Below are 14,933 nucleotides of genomic sequence, written 5' to 3'. Positions count from 1 at the left end.
TGGAGAAATATCACCTACTAATTATTTCATTGCAACCATATTTAACTTAATGATCTTGTCTTCTTACTTAATTACAGTATATGTTGTCTATAAAATAAGTCAAACATCAGAACCTACGGCATTAGAATCGTAACAGAGGAGGCATTATGTCAACACCAAACAAACATTACATTTCAAAAAGTATGACGCAGTTCTATTTAGCTTATGTGATCATCTTATTCACTTTTATTGTTATTGATCGCTACGCTATGATTCAGGCTGTTTTTTTAGATAACTTTGCACTTTATATACGAACAAGAGGGTTATCTAATATATTAGGCGTTTTATATAGACTCATTTTTGTATTGTTTTTGTATGGTATTTATGAAGAGTTAAAACCGAAAATTAAACATAAACTGTTTCGACCTTTATTTATATCGCTACTTGTGATTCATATCGTGCAGTCCGTTATTTGGATTACTGGATTATTATTAGCTAATTATCCACACAATCCTTACATCGTTATATTATCTAGTATAATTCAAACGATAAGTAATGGATTATCGATGATACTAGTTATTATATTAGTCATTGGTTTATTTACGGTATTTCGCAAACTATTTCCAAAACTCACTTTACTTGGTTTCATTTATATTACACTTTACATAAGACTATTTTTTACAATGATTTTTATTAATGCCTATTTTCAACCTGAGTCATATTTCATAATAACCTCTATTACACAGGGGTTATCATTAATAGGCTCCTTATTACTTTTTATTATTATAAAAAAGATAAACAAGCCGTATTTACCTAATGAAATCAATGAAAAAGCCTAAAAATAGGCTTTTTTTCTATTTCATATAGTCTTTAATTATGATAAAATGGTAAAAGTATGAACATTTACGGAGGATAAAAAATGCAAAATACAGTTCAATCAAAACGTGTTATTACAAACACAACGTTAATTATTTACGGCATTCTTGCTTACATTACCACTTTACCTCAACTAAGCTATTTAACACTGATTCGAGCCCTATATTCAGGTAGTATAACTGGAGATGTTCCTGTACAATTTGGATTCATATATTTGCCACTAAACATTTTAAGTTATGTTATTACTATTGTTCTTGCAATTGTTATCTATAGTAGAGTAAAACCATCAGTTCACCGTTCCCAATTATTTAATATGTTATTCATGGTGTACTTAATAACATTAATTCTTGGTTTCATTTTGTTTTTTATTCATAATTTACTCTTTTTTGTTGGGAGTAATATGGGGTACGAACTGTTTTTACTAATAAATCGTCTCTATGCAATGGCTACTTTGGTACTACTTGTGAGCACACTCTTAGTGTTTATTATTGGTTTGATTGGTATAGTACACCCTCAATTTAGTAATATAAGTGTAATACTTGGAACCATTTACATTCTATTAATAATACTTACAAAAATCTTAAGTAATCTAAATGTAGCAAGCAGTATCGATCAACACTTTAGAATGATGATTAATATTCTTTATCTGGAGCAATTAAATATATTAGTTGCTGTATTTTTCTTAGCAAGTTTGAAAACCCACAAGATAAACGAAGAGAAAAATGTTAATGATGTTTTCTCATCAGATTTTAGTTACTAATAAATCGTTTAAAATCATAAAAAAAGAACAATTTTTCTATAAAATTGTTCTTTTTTCATTAAATATGCTTGATTACGCCGTAAAGTTTTTTACCTCTTTTTATAATCGTGTAAGTATTAAATAAGGCGTTTTCTTTTTTGATCATGAAAGTTTCATCAGTTACTTTGTCTTGATTAACGGTTACAGCGTTTCCACTAACAAATTGTCTTGCTTCACGTTTACTACTTGCAAGACTTAATTCAATGAGTGCATCCATAATGTTCAAAGGTTCACTAATTTCGATACTTTTAACCCCTTTAAATCCCATTTCGATTTCTTCTAAAGAAAGCTTACTAATATCGTTACTGAATAATGCTTGCGTGATGTTTTGAACTTGTTTTAACGCTTCTTCACTATGAACAAGTGCTGTAAGTTCTTCTGCGACTGCTTTTTGTGCATGACGTAAGTGTGGTGTTTCTTTCATTAAGTGTTCTATTGTATGGATTTCTTCTTTAGATACTGAGGTAAACTGACGAAGTCTAAGTAATGCCTCTTCATCTTCAAGATTAATCCAGTATTGGTAAAATTCATAAGGTGAGGTGCGAAGTGGATCAAGCCAAATGGTCCCACCCGCAGTTTTACCAAATTTAGTTCCGTCAGGTTTAGTAATTAAAGGAATGACTAATCCGTAAGCTTTTTCTTCAGGGCCAATCGCTTTTCTAATTAATTCTAATCCTGCCGTGATATTGCCCCATTGATCTTGTCCGCCGATTTGTAGCTTACAATTATGCGTTTTATATAATTCCATAAAGTCTAACGACTGCACAATCTGGTAAGTAAATTCTGTGAAGCTTATACCTGTTTCTAAGCGACTTTTAACAGAATCCTTGCTCAGCATATAGTTAAGACCGAAATGCTTTCCTATGTCACGTAAGAACGTAATTAAATCAAGTTTTTTAACCCAATCATAGTTGTTTACAACTTGTGCATCCGGTAAGATTTTTCTGACTTGATTCGCAAGGGCTTCACCGTTAGCCATGGTTTCTTCAAGCGTAAGTAAATTACGCTCTTCACTTTTACCACTTGGATCGCCAATTAATCCTGTAGCCCCACCAATTAGTAAAATAGGGTTGTGACCATGTTCGGTCATTCTTTTTGCGACTAAGTAAGTAACTAAGTGTCCAATGTGTAAACTATCAGCCGTTGGATCTGCGCCTAAGTAAAATGTTAATTTCTCTTTTTCTATTTGTTCTTCTAGTTGGTCATCAGTTAATGCATATAATAAGCCTCTAAATTTTAATTCTTCGATTAATTTCATGTTTTTTCCTCCTAAAATATAAAAAGGTGGCTCCTAAAAAGGACGAACTTCCGTTCGCGGTACCACCTTCATTCTACGTATGTAGCTCTTAATTGGGTAACGGGTCTACCGGCTGTAGTTTTATTACAGCAACTTCTAAGTGTATTTCGCAAGCTTTACTCTTAGTTTCCACCAACCACTAAGTCTCTATTAATAAAGTGGTTTGCTACTTCGCTTATGCATCGTTTTTATTTTGTTGAATCGCGTAAGATTAAACTGTGTTCTAACATCACGCGGCGTTCAGTAATTTCTTCACTGTTCATAAGTTTAGTTAATAGACGCATGCCTACTGCACCGATATCATAAATTGGCACATCAACACAAGATAGTTTAGGTCTCGAAAGAAGGGCATATTTGGTGTTTTGGAATCCCGCCACACTAATGTTTTCTGGAATGCGAACGTTGTTAGCACGTGCAACATTCATAAACGAAACCGCGATAGAGTCACGTACTGCAACAATACCATCGACTTTATGCTCTTTAAAATATTCATTAAAATGCTCTGTGTTAATACTAATTCTACCAGAAGTACGCATGATTTTAGGTGCAAGTGATGCTTCTTGTAATGCACGCAGGTAGCCTGCTTCTTTTAAATCGTTAACCATATATTTACGGACAGTTGATACCATGTAAATATTTTTTCGACCTTCTTGAATAAGTTTTTTAGTGATTTCATAACCAGCTTTTTCATAATCAATTGAAACACTAGGAATTTCATCGCTATTTGGATAGATCGTATTGGTTAAAACAATCGGAATTTGATGTTCGTTTTTAACATTTAATAAAAACTCATATTGTTTATCGGTAATTTCATCATTTAAGTATAAAATACCGTCTACTTGTGAGGCAACGATTTCTTTTAATATATCTTCTTCTGGTGTATCTTCGCTGTCTAAGATATAAAGAAGTATAGAATACTTATAAACGCGTGCAATATCTGCAATCCCGTTCATCATCTCTGCAATAGATGCACGAGACATATCCGGTACTAATACCGCAACCGTTGTTGATTTACGACTCGCTAACCCTTTTGCGAATGCGTTTGGCTTATAACCAAGTTCTTCAATGACTCTTAAAACACGCTCTCTAGTTTCTGGTTTGACCTTTTCTGGATTATTAATCGCTCTTGATACGGTCGCTAGAGAAACGCGTGCTGCACCTGCAACATCATAAATAGTTGCTTTACTCATAATACCACCTTCTTTGAAGAATATTATAGCAGTTAATGAAAATGTTTTCAAACTATTTTCATAGCTTTTTTGTTAATAATGATTAAAAAAAGCCTTTTTCCAAAGGCTTTTTTTATTATCTACGTTCTTTAATACGAGATGCTTTAGCTGAAAGTCCACGAATGTAGTGTAATTTAGCGCGTCTAACTTTACCTCTTCTTACGACGACAATTGAGTCAATTGATGGTGAATGAACAGGAAATGTTCTTTCTACACCAACTCCGTAAGAAATTTTACGTACGGTAAATGTTTCTGATACGCCACTACCTTGACGTTTAATCACAAGTCCTTCAAATACCTGGAGACGCTCTCTGTTTCCCTCTTTGATTTTAACGGAAACCTTTACGTTATCTCCTGGATTAAATACAGGAACATCTGATTTGATATAGTCTTTCGTGACTTCGCTGATAAGATGTTGAGACATGAAATCACTCCTTTTTCTAATCAATGTTCATAGAATAATTAATCCAGCGGAACACGATGTTTTTAACAGCGAAATGATTATATCATATGTCATGACAACATGCAACTATTTGCCTGAACTTTTTTCAGGTTTTGTGTATTTTTCATAAAGGTCTTCACGGCGTTCTTTAGTGCGTTTTAAACTTTCTGTTTTACGCCATGCTTCAATTTGTTGATGGTTACCTGAGAGTAAGACCTCAGGGACTGCTTTTCCTTCAAATTCTCTTGGTCTTGTATATTGTGGATATTCCAGTAAGCCATCAGAAAATGAATCAAACTCATGAGAGGCTTCTTTGTTTAAAATTCCTGGAATCAATCTTATGGTACTATCAATAATTGCAAGCGCTGCAATTTCTCCACCCGTTAATACATAATCACCTATGGATATTTCTAAATCAAAGTAGGGTCTGATGCGTTCATCGAATCCTTCATAATGACCACATAATATGATTAAATGATTTTCTTTACTTAGTTTATCTGCATCTTTTTGTTCATACTTTATGCCTTGTGGTGTCATCATGATCTTTAAAGCATTTTCATAGTTTTCTATACTTCTTAATGCGCGAATGACTGGTTCTACTTGTAAAACCATCCCAGCGCCACCACCATAAGGATAATCGTCAACTTTTTTGTGTTTATTTAATGTAAATTCTCTAAAATCAATGACGTTTATGGTGAGTTTTTCTTCATAGATTGCACGGCCGATAATCGATTCTTTGATCACCGGTGTAATCATATCAGGAAAAATCGTTAATACATCAATCCTCATAACAAGCCTTCCATTTCAATGATAACAATTTTATCTTCTGTTACTTCTTTAACAAATTCTTTTCTAAATGGAATGAGTGCATCTTTTTTATTTTCTCTTTCTACGACTAACATTTCACCTTGTGGCATATCACGAACTTCTTTAACTAATCCAATTAATGTATCCGTATAGACTTTTAAGCCTATTAAATCAGAATAATAGTACGCATCTTCTTCTAATGCTTCTCTATCACTATCTTTAACTAAGAGTTCACAGGTTTTAAACTTAAGGACCTCATCAATGTTATTGAACTCTTCAAAAGTTAATACATCAAGTGTGCTTTTTGGAAAATACCCTTTTACCGTAACTTCTAGCACTTCATTTTTTAGTTGAATATAGAGTTTATTTCCTTTTTTATAACGAGACTCTTTAAAGTCCGAGTCTGTTTTTACTGTTACTGCACCGTTAATTCCGTGTGTGTTTGTAATGGTTCCTATGGTTATATACATTTAAATCACCTCGTATGATATTATATCAAAAGAATGGAAAATAATAAAATTAGTACCTATAATTATAAACATTTTTATTTTTGGAACATAATGCGTTCATTGTTAAACATTAAGTTAAGGATATACACAAATAAAGTGGTATAAATTAAACTTGATATGACGACGATAAAGACATTTAACATACTATAATCGAATGTAAATATACTACTTAACAAGTTAACTGGCCCATATAAAGGAATCAAATGGGTTAGTGCTGTTTGGCTTGCTTCTTGTCCGAAAGAGTTCGCAATCCCAACTATTATCGTAATAAAGTAAAATGGCATAATAAGCATTCCCGCTTCTTTAACACTTTTCGCATAAGCACTCACTACAGCAATTAAGGATACAATAAATAACACCGTTGAAACAAGAACTAGTAATATAACTAAGTAATCAGACACCCCATAAATATTTAATGATGGCCCTTGTTCTTCTAATTGCATTAAAGCTGGTAAGCTTAGCATAATCCCTGCAAAACTTGATAATGCACTCACTAATGCTAAGGTTGCTAAACTCATTACTTTTCCAAGTGCAATATCTTTACGTTTAATTGGTGTAATAAGTAAAGTCGCAATGGTTCCACGTTCTTTTTCTCCTGCAATCGCATCTGGTCCGATACTCATTGCACCAGCGAATAAGAATATGACAATCAACATTGGCATAAGCATCGCTAAGCCTTGACCTGTTACTTGACGTTCATCAACGACTTGTTCTGTTGATGCCATAAAGACTAAGTAATGATTAGGGTCTTCTAACCGATCAATTAACATCATTTCACGATACTCTGTAACTACTGGCATCACTTGGTTATAAGCAAATGAAGATTTACTACGACCATAATTATAATAAACTGCTAAATTTGGTGGCAGTTGGTTTTCATAATCCAGAATGATTTGTTCAAAGTTTTCATCAAAGAATAACACAATGTCAATTTCACCATTTAATAATTTTTCTTCGATTTCATCTGCGGTTAGTGCACTGCCATCATGAATGTCTAAATTAATACGCGATTGACCGTCATCATCAATTTGATTAAGCATACTTCTTAATGATTCTGGCATGTTTTTTTCATAAATGATAAGTTGATGTTCTAAAACACTTGTTGCTTGATTTTGAATCATGTTCCCCATGAGTGTATACATTAAGAAAATTGATAATCCTGGTAATATGAACACCATTAAAACCAGACGTTTATCACTTAATACACGAAAAATTTCTTTTTTAAATATAATCCACATACTAGGCATGTTGTTCACCAGCACTTTCTTTTACTAGTTCAAAGAAGACCGTTTCTAAATCATTATCTAATGCTAATTTTTTAACCTTGTCAATCGTATCTAGTGCTTTCATTTTACCATCAATAATAATCCCTACTCGGTCACATAACTTTTCAACCACACTTAAAATATGGGTTGATAAAATGACGGTTTTTCCTGCATTTTTCAGCTCGATTAAATAATCTGTGACCGTTTTAGCAGTCAATACATCTAACCCATTTGTTGGTTCATCGAAAATGATATAATCCGGGTCATGAACTAATGAAATAGCAATCGAGATTTTTTGCTTCATCCCTGTTGATAAATCAGCCACTTTAACTTCTTGAAACTTATCAATCCCAAAACGCGTAAATAATACTTCTTTACGTTTGATAATCATCGCCTCACTTACGCCATGAAGTCTTGAAAAATAAGTAAATAAGTAATTAGGCGTAAAATGATCTTCTAGTTTTAACTCACTTGTTAAAAAGGCAATGTTTTTTCTAACAAGATTTGGATCTTTACTAATGCTATAAGGCCCCACATGAATATCACCTTCATCTGGTTTTATAAGTGTTGCAATACATCTTAGGGCCGTTGTTTTTCCTGCACCGTTTGGGCCTAATAACCCAAAGATTTCTCCTGGATAAGCTTCAAATGATACATTATCAACGGCAACTTTCCTTTTGATATCTGTTTGTTCGATTTTTCGTTGTTTTCTAGAAAGGTTAAATGTTTTCTTTAGGTTTTCTACGATAAGTTTATCCATGTTATTCTCCTTTAAAAATAAAAACTTTTTCAATTGGTACGTTAAAAAAACGTGCGATTGTATAGGCCAATCTGAGTGATGGTTCATACCCACCTTTTTCAATTGCTACTACTGTTTGCCTTGATACTTGAATGGCTTCTGCGAATTGTTCCTGAGTTAGTTCTTTTTCTTGGCGTAATCTTTTAATGTTGTTTTCTATTACAAACATAATTACACCTTCCTAATTTCACGGATCACTAACAATGCATGAATAATAAATGGTAAGCCCACAAATAATATGATGGCATAACTAATGAGTTTTATAAGTGTCTGTATATCTGAAATAAATAACGTACTTGAAGCGATAAACACTGTGCCAGATATGACAACGATTAGAGTGATATACGCAAATCCTAAAACAGCGTACTTATTAATGATTGTTTGTTCTCTTTCGTCGTTTGATTTTAATATTAATGGCGCATCCATAATTTTCGCTACTTTAATTTTATTATATACGTAATAATTTAAAATAATTGTAATAAAAATAAAGAGCGCTATAATCATTGCATATGGGATTTCTACCGAAAATAACCCTTCTGCTGGGTCAACTGTAATTTGCATAGTAAAGACCACAGCAGCAAGTTCTAACATTAATAAAACCTCAAATACAATCGACAACCAAAACTTTTTCATGTGTTTCCTCCTTTGTAAAGTTTACTTGACATTTACATTGTATACTATACTTTACAATTTGTAAACCATACTTTACAAAATATTATAAAAAAAATCACTTAGTCAAAAAGTGATTTTTTAAAATGCTTCAATATTGATAGTAATTTTTTTGTGTTCTCTTGATGCACTTGCGTACGCAATAGTACGTATTGCATTAGCAATGCGACCGTTTTTACCAATGACACGACCTAAATCATCTTGGTTAACAAAAATTTGTACCGTAATCATTTGATCATCATCTGATAATTTTTTTACTACTAAATCATCGGAATGCACAACTAATGGCGTTACAAGATCTTTAATCATTTTTTCATAATTAACAGCCATAAGTTTCACCCTTTACTTGTTTTGAGATTGGCGATATTTTGAAATAACTCCAGCTTTAGACAATAAGTTTTTTACAGTATCTGTAGGTTGTGCACCTTTAGATAACCATTCTAAAGCACGTTCTTCATCAATTTTTACTTCTGCAGGACTTTTAGTTGGGTCGTATGATCCAATAATTTCTAAATATTTCCCATCGCGTTTATCTTTTGAATCCGCAACAACTAAACGGTAGTACGGACGTTTTGTTGTTCCACGTCTTTGTAAACGTAATTTAACTGCCATAAATATTACCTCCTTTTATTTTCCTATGAAAGAATAACATAGTTTTAAAAAGGTGTCAAGTGTTTTTACTTAACATCGGTAGTTTCTTCGGTAACTTCTTCGGTAACTTCTTCAACAATCTCTTCAACATTTGGGTTCAGATTGCTATTTTCAAAAAGCAATGAGTGTTCTACCTTTCTTACGTGGCGAACTTTTTCTAATTCTAACTTAACTTTATCTACTTCATCCGCATTAACATACACTACTGCGTAACGTCTTTTCTTATGAAAATAGGTTACGTGTCCAACGTGTTCTAAACGTTTGATAATTTTAGGATTTCTAAAATAGACGATTAAACTTTTTCTGTCGAGCATGAGCCGCCTCCTTTGTGTGAGAATTTATACTTGTGTTCATATTTTACCTGAGTTGAAACAGCTGATGCAATATCTTTAGCAATATCATCAAGCATTGCTTGGAATGCCTTTTCTGCTTCTTTATAAGCTTTTATAGTTTCATGCGTAAAAAGTATTTGCTTCGCTTGTTGATAATTGGTTGTATAACGCTTTAAATCGGGATGATATTTCCCGTATTGTTTTGCTTCTTCATATTTTGTTTTGGCTTCTTGAAATGCATAGATTAATGCATGGAGTTCTTCACTATTAGAAATGCGTTGATCTAACGCAATTAGATTCTGATAACTCTCTTCTTTTGAGAGGGTTTCTATTAAATTATTCGTTAATTGTAATGCTTTATCATTCATACTAAAATCACCTAGTGGTATTATAGCATGAAACGAAATATAATCTAAATATTAATACTGTTGATTTTCGATGAAATTTTTGAATTGCAACATCCCACTTTGTGTTTTGCAGATAAAATCTTCTTTTGATTGGAATGGTTTTTGGTTAAACTCAAATCTTACATCCATAATCCATTCAACGGTTTCACCATCAGAGATAAATGTGTTTTTACATTCGTTATAAACACCAGGAACTTCATAAATAATCGTGACACTCTTAGGTAAGTAGTTATCTTTAATCGTTTCTTTCATAACAAATTCATGACCATCTGATTTAAAAATCAAATGAAAAGTTAATGGATTTTCCTTTATCTTTTCATAGCGCAGTAAGCCTTGTTCCCATTTAAGCATTAAATCGTGATTTAAGAAGATGTTCGTAACGGGTTCAATTTTTTCATTAATAATTACTTTACATTGATATTCCATAGCCACACTCCTTAAGATTTGATATAATAATTATACCGTAAAATAGTTATTTATAAAACATTGTGCTTATAAGGGCGTTCGTTTGACAAGCAAACTTTAAATGCATATAATAATAGCGAATTAATTAGCAGATTGAAATGAGGCGTACATGATGAAGAAACTTACACTAGCTTTCCTATTAATGTTATATTTATTATTTAGTTTTATAGAAACTAAGACTGTTTCTGCAGAAACGAATGATGATTACGTACCTACTATCATTTACATTGATCAGGATGGTTGCTTAAACTGTCGCGAGGTAAAAGACAGTGGGGTTTTAGATGGTTTAAGAGATGCAGGCATTATCGTGATTATTTATGATGTCTATGAAAACCCGGCAATTGTTGATGCTTATGCATGGGCATACGAGATTCCTGGTGGGCGTGCTGCACCGGTTATTTATGCTGGTGATATGTACTTTAAAGGTAGTGAAGATATCATTAGTGCTTATAATCAAGGACTTATTCAAGATAATGCACTTTTCCCATTAAGAAGTATTGAAGGTTATGAGCCTCCGGTGTACGGATTTTGGAGTGGGTTATTATTTATTGTAATCGCTGGTTTATTAGACGGAGTTAATCCTTGTGCGATTGCAATGTTACTTATGTTTATTTCAATGGTTGGTTTTACTAAAGATCGACGTATTTTAATCACAGTGAGTATTTCTTATATTGGCGCAATATTTGTCACCTACTTTATTATAGGGATGGGCTTTTTAACTATTTTAGGATTATCAAGAGATGCGTTTTCGAACTTTTCTTATTTCTTATACGGAGGATTCGCATTACTTTGTTTATTCTTATTCGTAATTACCTTCTATGACTTTTTAGTGACACGCAATCAAGAATACGGTAAAATTAAGAATCAACTTCCAAAAGTTATACAACGTCTTAATAAAAAAATTATGAAGTCATTTACCGATGCTATCCATGATGAAGAAGGCAGTGCAAAACAAACGTTATTGATTATATTTGTGCCGATATTGCTTGGAATTATCGTTGGTATAACCGAGGCTGCTTGTACTGGCCAAATTTATATTGCTGTTTTAGCCTCAATTTCAGCAAATAATCCAACAGGTGGATTATCTACTATAGAACTATTTTACATCTTAGTTTTTAATGTTATGTTTGTCGTTCCGTTAATCTTAATCGCTTTAACCGCTGTTAAAGCGCGTTCTGTTGCAGGTGTTGCGAACTTTATCCGAGAAAGAATGTCTTTAATTAAGTTCTTAACAAGCGTATTCTTCTTACTCATGGTTATTTATTTTACATTATTATTATTTGGTATTGAATTAATCAGTTTTGACGTAGACTTTTTATAAGAGGGGTGCTTTATGAAACAAAAAATTAATATTGAAGTAAACGGCAAGAGTGTGTTTAAGGGGAAAGTACTAAATATTCCTGTTAAACATGAAAAAATCATTGAAAAAAGTTTAGAACTTTTTGATGATGAAGATCCGTGTATCATTCACACTTCGTTTATATTAAAACATTACGCCGAAATTATACTTAATCTTTTCGAAAAAGAAAATACCACCGTTATTGAAGGGGCAAAACATCAAGATGACTTAGACTTTTTAGATGTAAAAAGTCTTGATACAATGACCATTACCTTATTATAGGAGGTTAATATGCCATATTTTGATCATGCGGCAACAACAAAAATTGATAAAACTGTTCTAAAAGCAATGCAAAAGACCATGGAAACTTATTATGGGAATCCGTCTTCTTTGCATGACCCAGGTATTCAAGCAAGAAAACGGTTAAATCAAGTAAAAAACGAAATTGGAAACTTATTAAACGCAACTAGAAAAGAACTCATTTTTACAAGTTCTGGCACTGAAGCAACCAATTTAGCGATTAAAGGCGTTTATTATAAAAACCCTACAGCACAGATAATTACTTCTAAAATAGAACATCATGCCACAGAAAACACCTTAAAGTTCATTGAACGTTTGGGTGGAAGTGTTCACTGGCTTGAGGTTAATGAAGAAGGTTTCATTGACTTTGATAAACTTGAAAAAGCATTAAAAAAAGAGACTTCACTTGTCTCAATCATTTTTGCAAACAATGAAATTGGTACCTTACAAAACGTTAAAAAAATTCGTGCCATTACAAAAGCGCATAACGTATTACTCCATTTAGATATGGTACAAGCGCCACTACACATGCCAATTGATTTTCATGATATTGACGCCGATTTAGTTTCATTATCCGCCCATAAATTTAATGGCCCAAGAGGCATAGGCCTTTTATATAAAAAAGAAAATATCATCCTTGAACCATTAATTCATGGTGGTCAACAAGAATTTAGCATGCGTGCAGGCACAGAGAATTTAGCTGCAATCGTTGGATTTTCTGAAGCGCTCAAACTCAGTATGAAACGTTTAAAAACCCATCAAAACCATATTGATCATTTGGCACATTATTTTATTGAACAACTTAATATCAATAATATTGCTTACCGACTTAATGGTCCTGATTTAGATTTTTCTAGATTAAATAATATATTAAATATTGGGTTTAAAAACCAAGATGCTCAAACACTTTCATTCAAATTAAACCAAAATGACATCTATGTATCCCTTGGGAGTGCGTGTGATTCTGAGAGCATTGAAGTAAGTCATGTGCTAAGAGCCATTCATGTTCCAAAAGATTATATTGAAGGTTCATTACGTTTTTCAATTTCTGATGAAAACACTAAAGAAGAGATCGATTATCTCATAAAAATATTAAAAGACATTCTAGAAAACTAGAATGTCTTTTTATTATTCAGAACAGGTATACATATCTGTTGGGAACGCTTCTTTATTAGTACCAATATTCGTATAAACTAAAATAAATGTATGTTTTTCAAATCCAGCTTGAATATCGATTTCAACACGTAAGCCTTCTTCAGTTACCCTTAGCTCATAGGTTCTAAATGAACCTGTAGCACCTAAGCGTGTTTTAAAGATATCAAAATAATCACTTTTTAACGTATAAACGTTATCTTCAATCGTAAACCACTCAAGTTCAATACGATCTGGTAGCATATGTGTATTCGCATGATTAACATTGATAAAATTAAATTGATATTCACTAATTCCTACACGTAGCCAACATTGATTATCACTACGGTATTCATAGCCTATATATTCTTCTTCAAAATAGTTCATATAAAGATTAATAGGATTATTTCCAGTAATAGAGGTTTTAACTACATAATCTTCTCTTGAAAACATAAATGTTTGAATTGGACTTCCTGTTGAATTTAAAACAGAGGTTGTTGCACGTATTTGCGTCGCATTCAAAATACTATCTAAGAGTTCGTTAAATGCGGCTTGTTCTTCATTTTCTTCATAGGTTGCTCTAATATCAATATCACCTGTAACGTTATCAAATGTATGAGACCATCCAGTAAAATAATAGCCTATTCTACTTGGTTCATCTGGTTCAACCGCACTGTCACCATGTTCTACAGTCTGCGATGAGATTTCTCTATGATCATAGTCTAAAAATCTAACGTTATAAGGCCCTTTTGTACACCCAACTAACACAAGTGTTGTTAGCGCTAAAAGGAATAAAGTAATGGTTTTCTTCATGTTCTCACGCCTTTCAATTTTTACGTCTAAATCTATTGTAACATATAATATACACACTTTTTATTGCTTACAAAGATTTAACGATATCTTACATTATGAAGCTTATCAACTTCAACCTCATTTAATACTTTTACTTCACCAGGTTCCAAGTTAGGATCAAGGACTAGTTCGTGAATCGCTGTTCTTTTTAAGTAAGTAACTTCATAGCCTATATGGGAAAACATATTTTTAACTTGATGGAATTTTCCTTCTTTTATTTGTATGGTAGCTTTATGCCCTTCTACACTTAAAATACGCGGTAAATGAACATCATATGGTGTTTGATTACCATCGAGTAAGCTCATAGGCTTTAATAAATCCTCAATATTTGTGATGATAGCGTCTGTTTCAACATAGTAGGTTTTATAGACATCTTTTTTAGGATGAATGATACTGTGAATAAGCTGACCATCATTTGTTAGAATAAGTAAGCCTTCTGTATCGATATCAAGTCTACCAGCAATACTTAAATCATGGCGTTTATAGGCATCGGGCAATAAATCAAACACCGTTTTATGTAAAGCATCTTTATTTGCAGAAACATAGCCTTTGGGTTTATACATCATTAAAACAAGTTGTTCATGATAAACAACCGCTTCGTTCATAAAGAAAATTTGATCAGTTAAGGGATCAATATCCATACTTGAATCTTTAATGGGGTTGTCATTGACTTTAATCAAACCGGCTTTACATAATTTTTTAATGTCGTTTCTTGAACCATACTTTAAGTTACTTAAAAATTTATCTAATCGCATAAAACCACTCTCATTTCATGATTATTGTAT

At 32.5% G+C, this 14,933-nt stretch carries 21 protein-coding genes and 1 other annotated feature; of the genes, 5 read left to right on the top strand and 16 right to left on the bottom strand.

Annotation, left to right across the window (positions count from 1 at the left end; genetic code table 11):
• Positions 1-146 precede the first annotated feature (146 nt).
• Complete coding sequence (locus tag ACHAJD_RS01325) at positions 147-818, top strand: hypothetical protein (protein ID WP_435584045.1); 672 nt, start codon at positions 147-149, stop codon at positions 816-818.
• 80 nt (positions 819-898) lie between these two features.
• Positions 899-1,615 (top strand): hypothetical protein, encoded by a 717-nt coding sequence (locus ACHAJD_RS01320; protein ID WP_435584044.1) that lies wholly within the window; start codon positions 899-901, stop codon positions 1,613-1,615.
• A 58-nt stretch (positions 1,616-1,673) separates the two neighbouring features.
• On the opposite strand, the gene tyrS is transcribed toward ACHAJD_RS01320, so the two are convergent.
• The 14 genes from tyrS to ACHAJD_RS01250 all read right to left on the bottom strand — a co-directional run bounded on the left by tyrS (position 1,674) and on the right by ACHAJD_RS01250 (position 10,487).
• Positions 1,674-2,912, bottom strand: coding sequence for a tyrosine--tRNA ligase (gene tyrS, locus ACHAJD_RS01315; protein WP_435584043.1), 1,239 nt, complete (start codon positions 2,910-2,912; stop codon positions 1,674-1,676).
• A gap of 35 nt (positions 2,913-2,947) precedes the next feature.
• Positions 2,948-3,143: a binding site (T-box leader), on the bottom strand.
• Complete coding sequence (locus ACHAJD_RS01310; protein WP_435584042.1) at positions 3,140-4,141, bottom strand: LacI family DNA-binding transcriptional regulator; 1,002 nt, start codon at positions 4,139-4,141, stop codon at positions 3,140-3,142. Its footprint overlaps the feature before it by 4 nt.
• Positions 4,142-4,256: 115 nt before the next feature.
• A complete protein-coding gene (gene rplS, locus ACHAJD_RS01305; RefSeq protein WP_435584041.1) occupies positions 4,257-4,604 on the bottom strand; it encodes a 50S ribosomal protein L19 in 348 nt (115 codons plus the stop codon).
• 105 nt (positions 4,605-4,709) lie between these two features.
• Positions 4,710-5,411: a tRNA (guanosine(37)-N1)-methyltransferase TrmD gene (gene trmD, locus ACHAJD_RS01300; RefSeq protein ID WP_435584040.1), complete on the bottom strand. Its 702-nt coding sequence runs from the start codon at positions 5,409-5,411 to the stop codon at positions 4,710-4,712.
• Entirely contained in the window at positions 5,408-5,899 is a 492-nt protein-coding gene (gene rimM / locus ACHAJD_RS01295) for a ribosome maturation factor RimM (RefSeq protein WP_435584039.1), read from the bottom strand. The genes trmD and rimM overlap by 4 nt, the downstream gene beginning before the upstream one ends.
• Positions 5,900-5,973: 74 nt before the next feature.
• Entirely contained in the window at positions 5,974-7,185 is a 1,212-nt protein-coding gene (locus tag ACHAJD_RS01290) for an ABC transporter permease subunit (RefSeq protein ID WP_435584038.1), read from the bottom strand.
• Positions 7,178-7,963: an ABC transporter ATP-binding protein gene (locus ACHAJD_RS01285; protein WP_435584037.1), complete on the bottom strand. Its 786-nt coding sequence runs from the start codon at positions 7,961-7,963 to the stop codon at positions 7,178-7,180. The genes ACHAJD_RS01290 and ACHAJD_RS01285 overlap by 8 nt, the downstream gene beginning before the upstream one ends.
• Before the next feature lies 1 nt (position 7,964).
• On the bottom strand, positions 7,965-8,171 hold the full coding sequence (locus tag ACHAJD_RS01280) for a helix-turn-helix transcriptional regulator (RefSeq protein ID WP_435584036.1): 207 nt from the start codon (positions 8,169-8,171) through the stop codon (positions 7,965-7,967).
• 2 nt (positions 8,172-8,173) lie between these two features.
• Positions 8,174-8,635, bottom strand: a complete 462-nt coding sequence (locus tag ACHAJD_RS01275; RefSeq protein WP_435584035.1) for a hypothetical protein — start codon at positions 8,633-8,635, stop codon at positions 8,174-8,176.
• Positions 8,636-8,752: 117 nt separating this feature from the next.
• Complete coding sequence (locus tag ACHAJD_RS01270) at positions 8,753-9,001, bottom strand: KH domain-containing protein (protein ID WP_435584034.1); 249 nt, start codon at positions 8,999-9,001, stop codon at positions 8,753-8,755.
• A gap of 12 nt (positions 9,002-9,013) precedes the next feature.
• The gene (rpsP, locus tag ACHAJD_RS01265) at positions 9,014-9,283 is read right to left on the bottom strand and encodes a 30S ribosomal protein S16 (RefSeq protein ID WP_435584033.1); all 270 of its coding nucleotides are present in this window, start codon (positions 9,281-9,283) and stop codon (positions 9,014-9,016) included.
• Between the two features lie 65 nt (positions 9,284-9,348).
• On the bottom strand, positions 9,349-9,636 hold the full coding sequence (locus ACHAJD_RS01260) for a DUF2129 domain-containing protein (protein WP_435584032.1): 288 nt from the start codon (positions 9,634-9,636) through the stop codon (positions 9,349-9,351).
• Entirely contained in the window at positions 9,615-10,022 is a 408-nt protein-coding gene (locus ACHAJD_RS01255) for a YlbF/YmcA family competence regulator (RefSeq protein WP_435584031.1), read from the bottom strand. The genes ACHAJD_RS01260 and ACHAJD_RS01255 overlap by 22 nt, the downstream gene beginning before the upstream one ends.
• 51 nt (positions 10,023-10,073) lie before the next feature.
• Positions 10,074-10,487 carry a hypothetical protein gene (locus tag ACHAJD_RS01250; RefSeq protein ID WP_435584030.1) on the bottom strand — a complete coding sequence of 138 codons (414 nt, stop codon included), beginning with the start codon at positions 10,485-10,487 and terminating at the stop codon, positions 10,074-10,076.
• 148 nt (positions 10,488-10,635) lie between these two features.
• On the opposite strand from ACHAJD_RS01250, the gene ACHAJD_RS01245 reads away from it, so the two are divergent.
• The 3 genes from ACHAJD_RS01245 to ACHAJD_RS01235 are packed head-to-tail and all read left to right on the top strand — an operon-like array spanning position 10,636 to position 13,281.
• Entirely contained in the window at positions 10,636-11,847 is a 1,212-nt protein-coding gene (locus ACHAJD_RS01245; protein ID WP_435584029.1) for a cytochrome c biogenesis CcdA family protein, read from the top strand.
• 12 nt (positions 11,848-11,859) lie between these two features.
• Positions 11,860-12,147 carry a hypothetical protein gene (locus ACHAJD_RS01240; RefSeq protein ID WP_435584028.1) on the top strand — a complete coding sequence of 96 codons (288 nt, stop codon included), beginning with the start codon at positions 11,860-11,862 and terminating at the stop codon, positions 12,145-12,147.
• 9 nt (positions 12,148-12,156) lie between these two features.
• Positions 12,157-13,281 (top strand): cysteine desulfurase family protein, encoded by a 1,125-nt coding sequence (locus tag ACHAJD_RS01235; protein ID WP_435584027.1) that lies wholly within the window; start codon positions 12,157-12,159, stop codon positions 13,279-13,281.
• Positions 13,282-13,293: 12 nt separating this feature from the next.
• Here the strand turns inward: ACHAJD_RS01235 and ACHAJD_RS01230 are convergent, their stop codons facing one another.
• Together ACHAJD_RS01230 and ACHAJD_RS01225 are read right to left on the bottom strand one after the other, a co-directional pair.
• Positions 13,294-14,109, bottom strand: a complete 816-nt coding sequence (locus ACHAJD_RS01230) for an InlB B-repeat-containing protein (protein WP_435584026.1) — start codon at positions 14,107-14,109, stop codon at positions 13,294-13,296.
• Between the two features lie 77 nt (positions 14,110-14,186).
• Complete coding sequence (locus tag ACHAJD_RS01225; protein WP_435584025.1) at positions 14,187-14,903, bottom strand: pseudouridine synthase; 717 nt, start codon at positions 14,901-14,903, stop codon at positions 14,187-14,189.
• Between the last annotated feature and the right edge of the window lie 30 nt (positions 14,904-14,933).

It is taken from the genome of Liberiplasma polymorphum (assembly GCF_043951795.1).
In the GTDB taxonomy this organism is placed as follows: domain Bacteria; phylum Bacillota_I; class Bacilli_A; order Izemoplasmatales; family Izemoplasmataceae; genus Liberiplasma; species Liberiplasma polymorphum.
This window is presented reverse-complemented; position numbering and strand designations above follow the sequence as displayed.

Excerpts from the sequence above, each read along its gene's own strand:
- rplS (WP_435584041.1), bottom strand. The coding sequence starts at position 4,604 with ATGTCTCAACATCTTATCAGCGAAGTCACGAAAGACTATATCAAATCA.
- ACHAJD_RS01310 (WP_435584042.1), bottom strand. The coding sequence starts at position 4,141 with ATGAGTAAAGCAACTATTTATGATGTTGCAGGTGCAGCACGCGTTTCT.
- ACHAJD_RS01240 (WP_435584028.1), top strand. The coding sequence starts at position 11,860 with ATGAAACAAAAAATTAATATTGAAGTAAACGGCAAGAGTGTGTTTAAG.
- ACHAJD_RS01275 (WP_435584035.1), bottom strand. The coding sequence starts at position 8,635 with ATGAAAAAGTTTTGGTTGTCGATTGTATTTGAGGTTTTATTAATGTTA.
- ACHAJD_RS01230 (WP_435584026.1), bottom strand. The coding sequence starts at position 14,109 with ATGAAGAAAACCATTACTTTATTCCTTTTAGCGCTAACAACACTTGTG.
- ACHAJD_RS01255 (WP_435584031.1), bottom strand. The coding sequence starts at position 10,022 with ATGAATGATAAAGCATTACAATTAACGAATAATTTAATAGAAACCCTC.
- ACHAJD_RS01285 (WP_435584037.1), bottom strand. The coding sequence starts at position 7,963 with ATGGATAAACTTATCGTAGAAAACCTAAAGAAAACATTTAACCTTTCT.
- rpsP (WP_435584033.1), bottom strand. The coding sequence starts at position 9,283 with ATGGCAGTTAAATTACGTTTACAAAGACGTGGAACAACAAAACGTCCG.
- ACHAJD_RS01250 (WP_435584030.1), bottom strand. The coding sequence starts at position 10,487 with ATGGAATATCAATGTAAAGTAATTATTAATGAAAAAATTGAACCCGTT.
- ACHAJD_RS01290 (WP_435584038.1), bottom strand. The coding sequence starts at position 7,185 with ATGCCTAGTATGTGGATTATATTTAAAAAAGAAATTTTTCGTGTATTA.
- ACHAJD_RS01260 (WP_435584032.1), bottom strand. The coding sequence starts at position 9,636 with ATGCTCGACAGAAAAAGTTTAATCGTCTATTTTAGAAATCCTAAAATT.
- ACHAJD_RS01280 (WP_435584036.1), bottom strand. The coding sequence starts at position 8,171 with ATGTTTGTAATAGAAAACAACATTAAAAGATTACGCCAAGAAAAAGAA.
- tyrS (WP_435584043.1), bottom strand. The coding sequence starts at position 2,912 with ATGAAATTAATCGAAGAATTAAAATTTAGAGGCTTATTATATGCATTA.
- ACHAJD_RS01235 (WP_435584027.1), top strand. The coding sequence starts at position 12,157 with ATGCCATATTTTGATCATGCGGCAACAACAAAAATTGATAAAACTGTT.
- ACHAJD_RS01320 (WP_435584044.1), top strand. The coding sequence starts at position 899 with ATGCAAAATACAGTTCAATCAAAACGTGTTATTACAAACACAACGTTA.
- ACHAJD_RS01245 (WP_435584029.1), top strand. The coding sequence starts at position 10,636 with ATGATGAAGAAACTTACACTAGCTTTCCTATTAATGTTATATTTATTA.
- ACHAJD_RS01270 (WP_435584034.1), bottom strand. The coding sequence starts at position 9,001 with ATGGCTGTTAATTATGAAAAAATGATTAAAGATCTTGTAACGCCATTA.
- ACHAJD_RS01225 (WP_435584025.1), bottom strand. The coding sequence starts at position 14,903 with ATGCGATTAGATAAATTTTTAAGTAACTTAAAGTATGGTTCAAGAAAC.
- ACHAJD_RS01325 (WP_435584045.1), top strand. The coding sequence starts at position 147 with ATGTCAACACCAAACAAACATTACATTTCAAAAAGTATGACGCAGTTC.
- trmD (WP_435584040.1), bottom strand. The coding sequence starts at position 5,411 with ATGAGGATTGATGTATTAACGATTTTTCCTGATATGATTACACCGGTG.
- rimM (WP_435584039.1), bottom strand. The coding sequence starts at position 5,899 with ATGTATATAACCATAGGAACCATTACAAACACACACGGAATTAACGGT.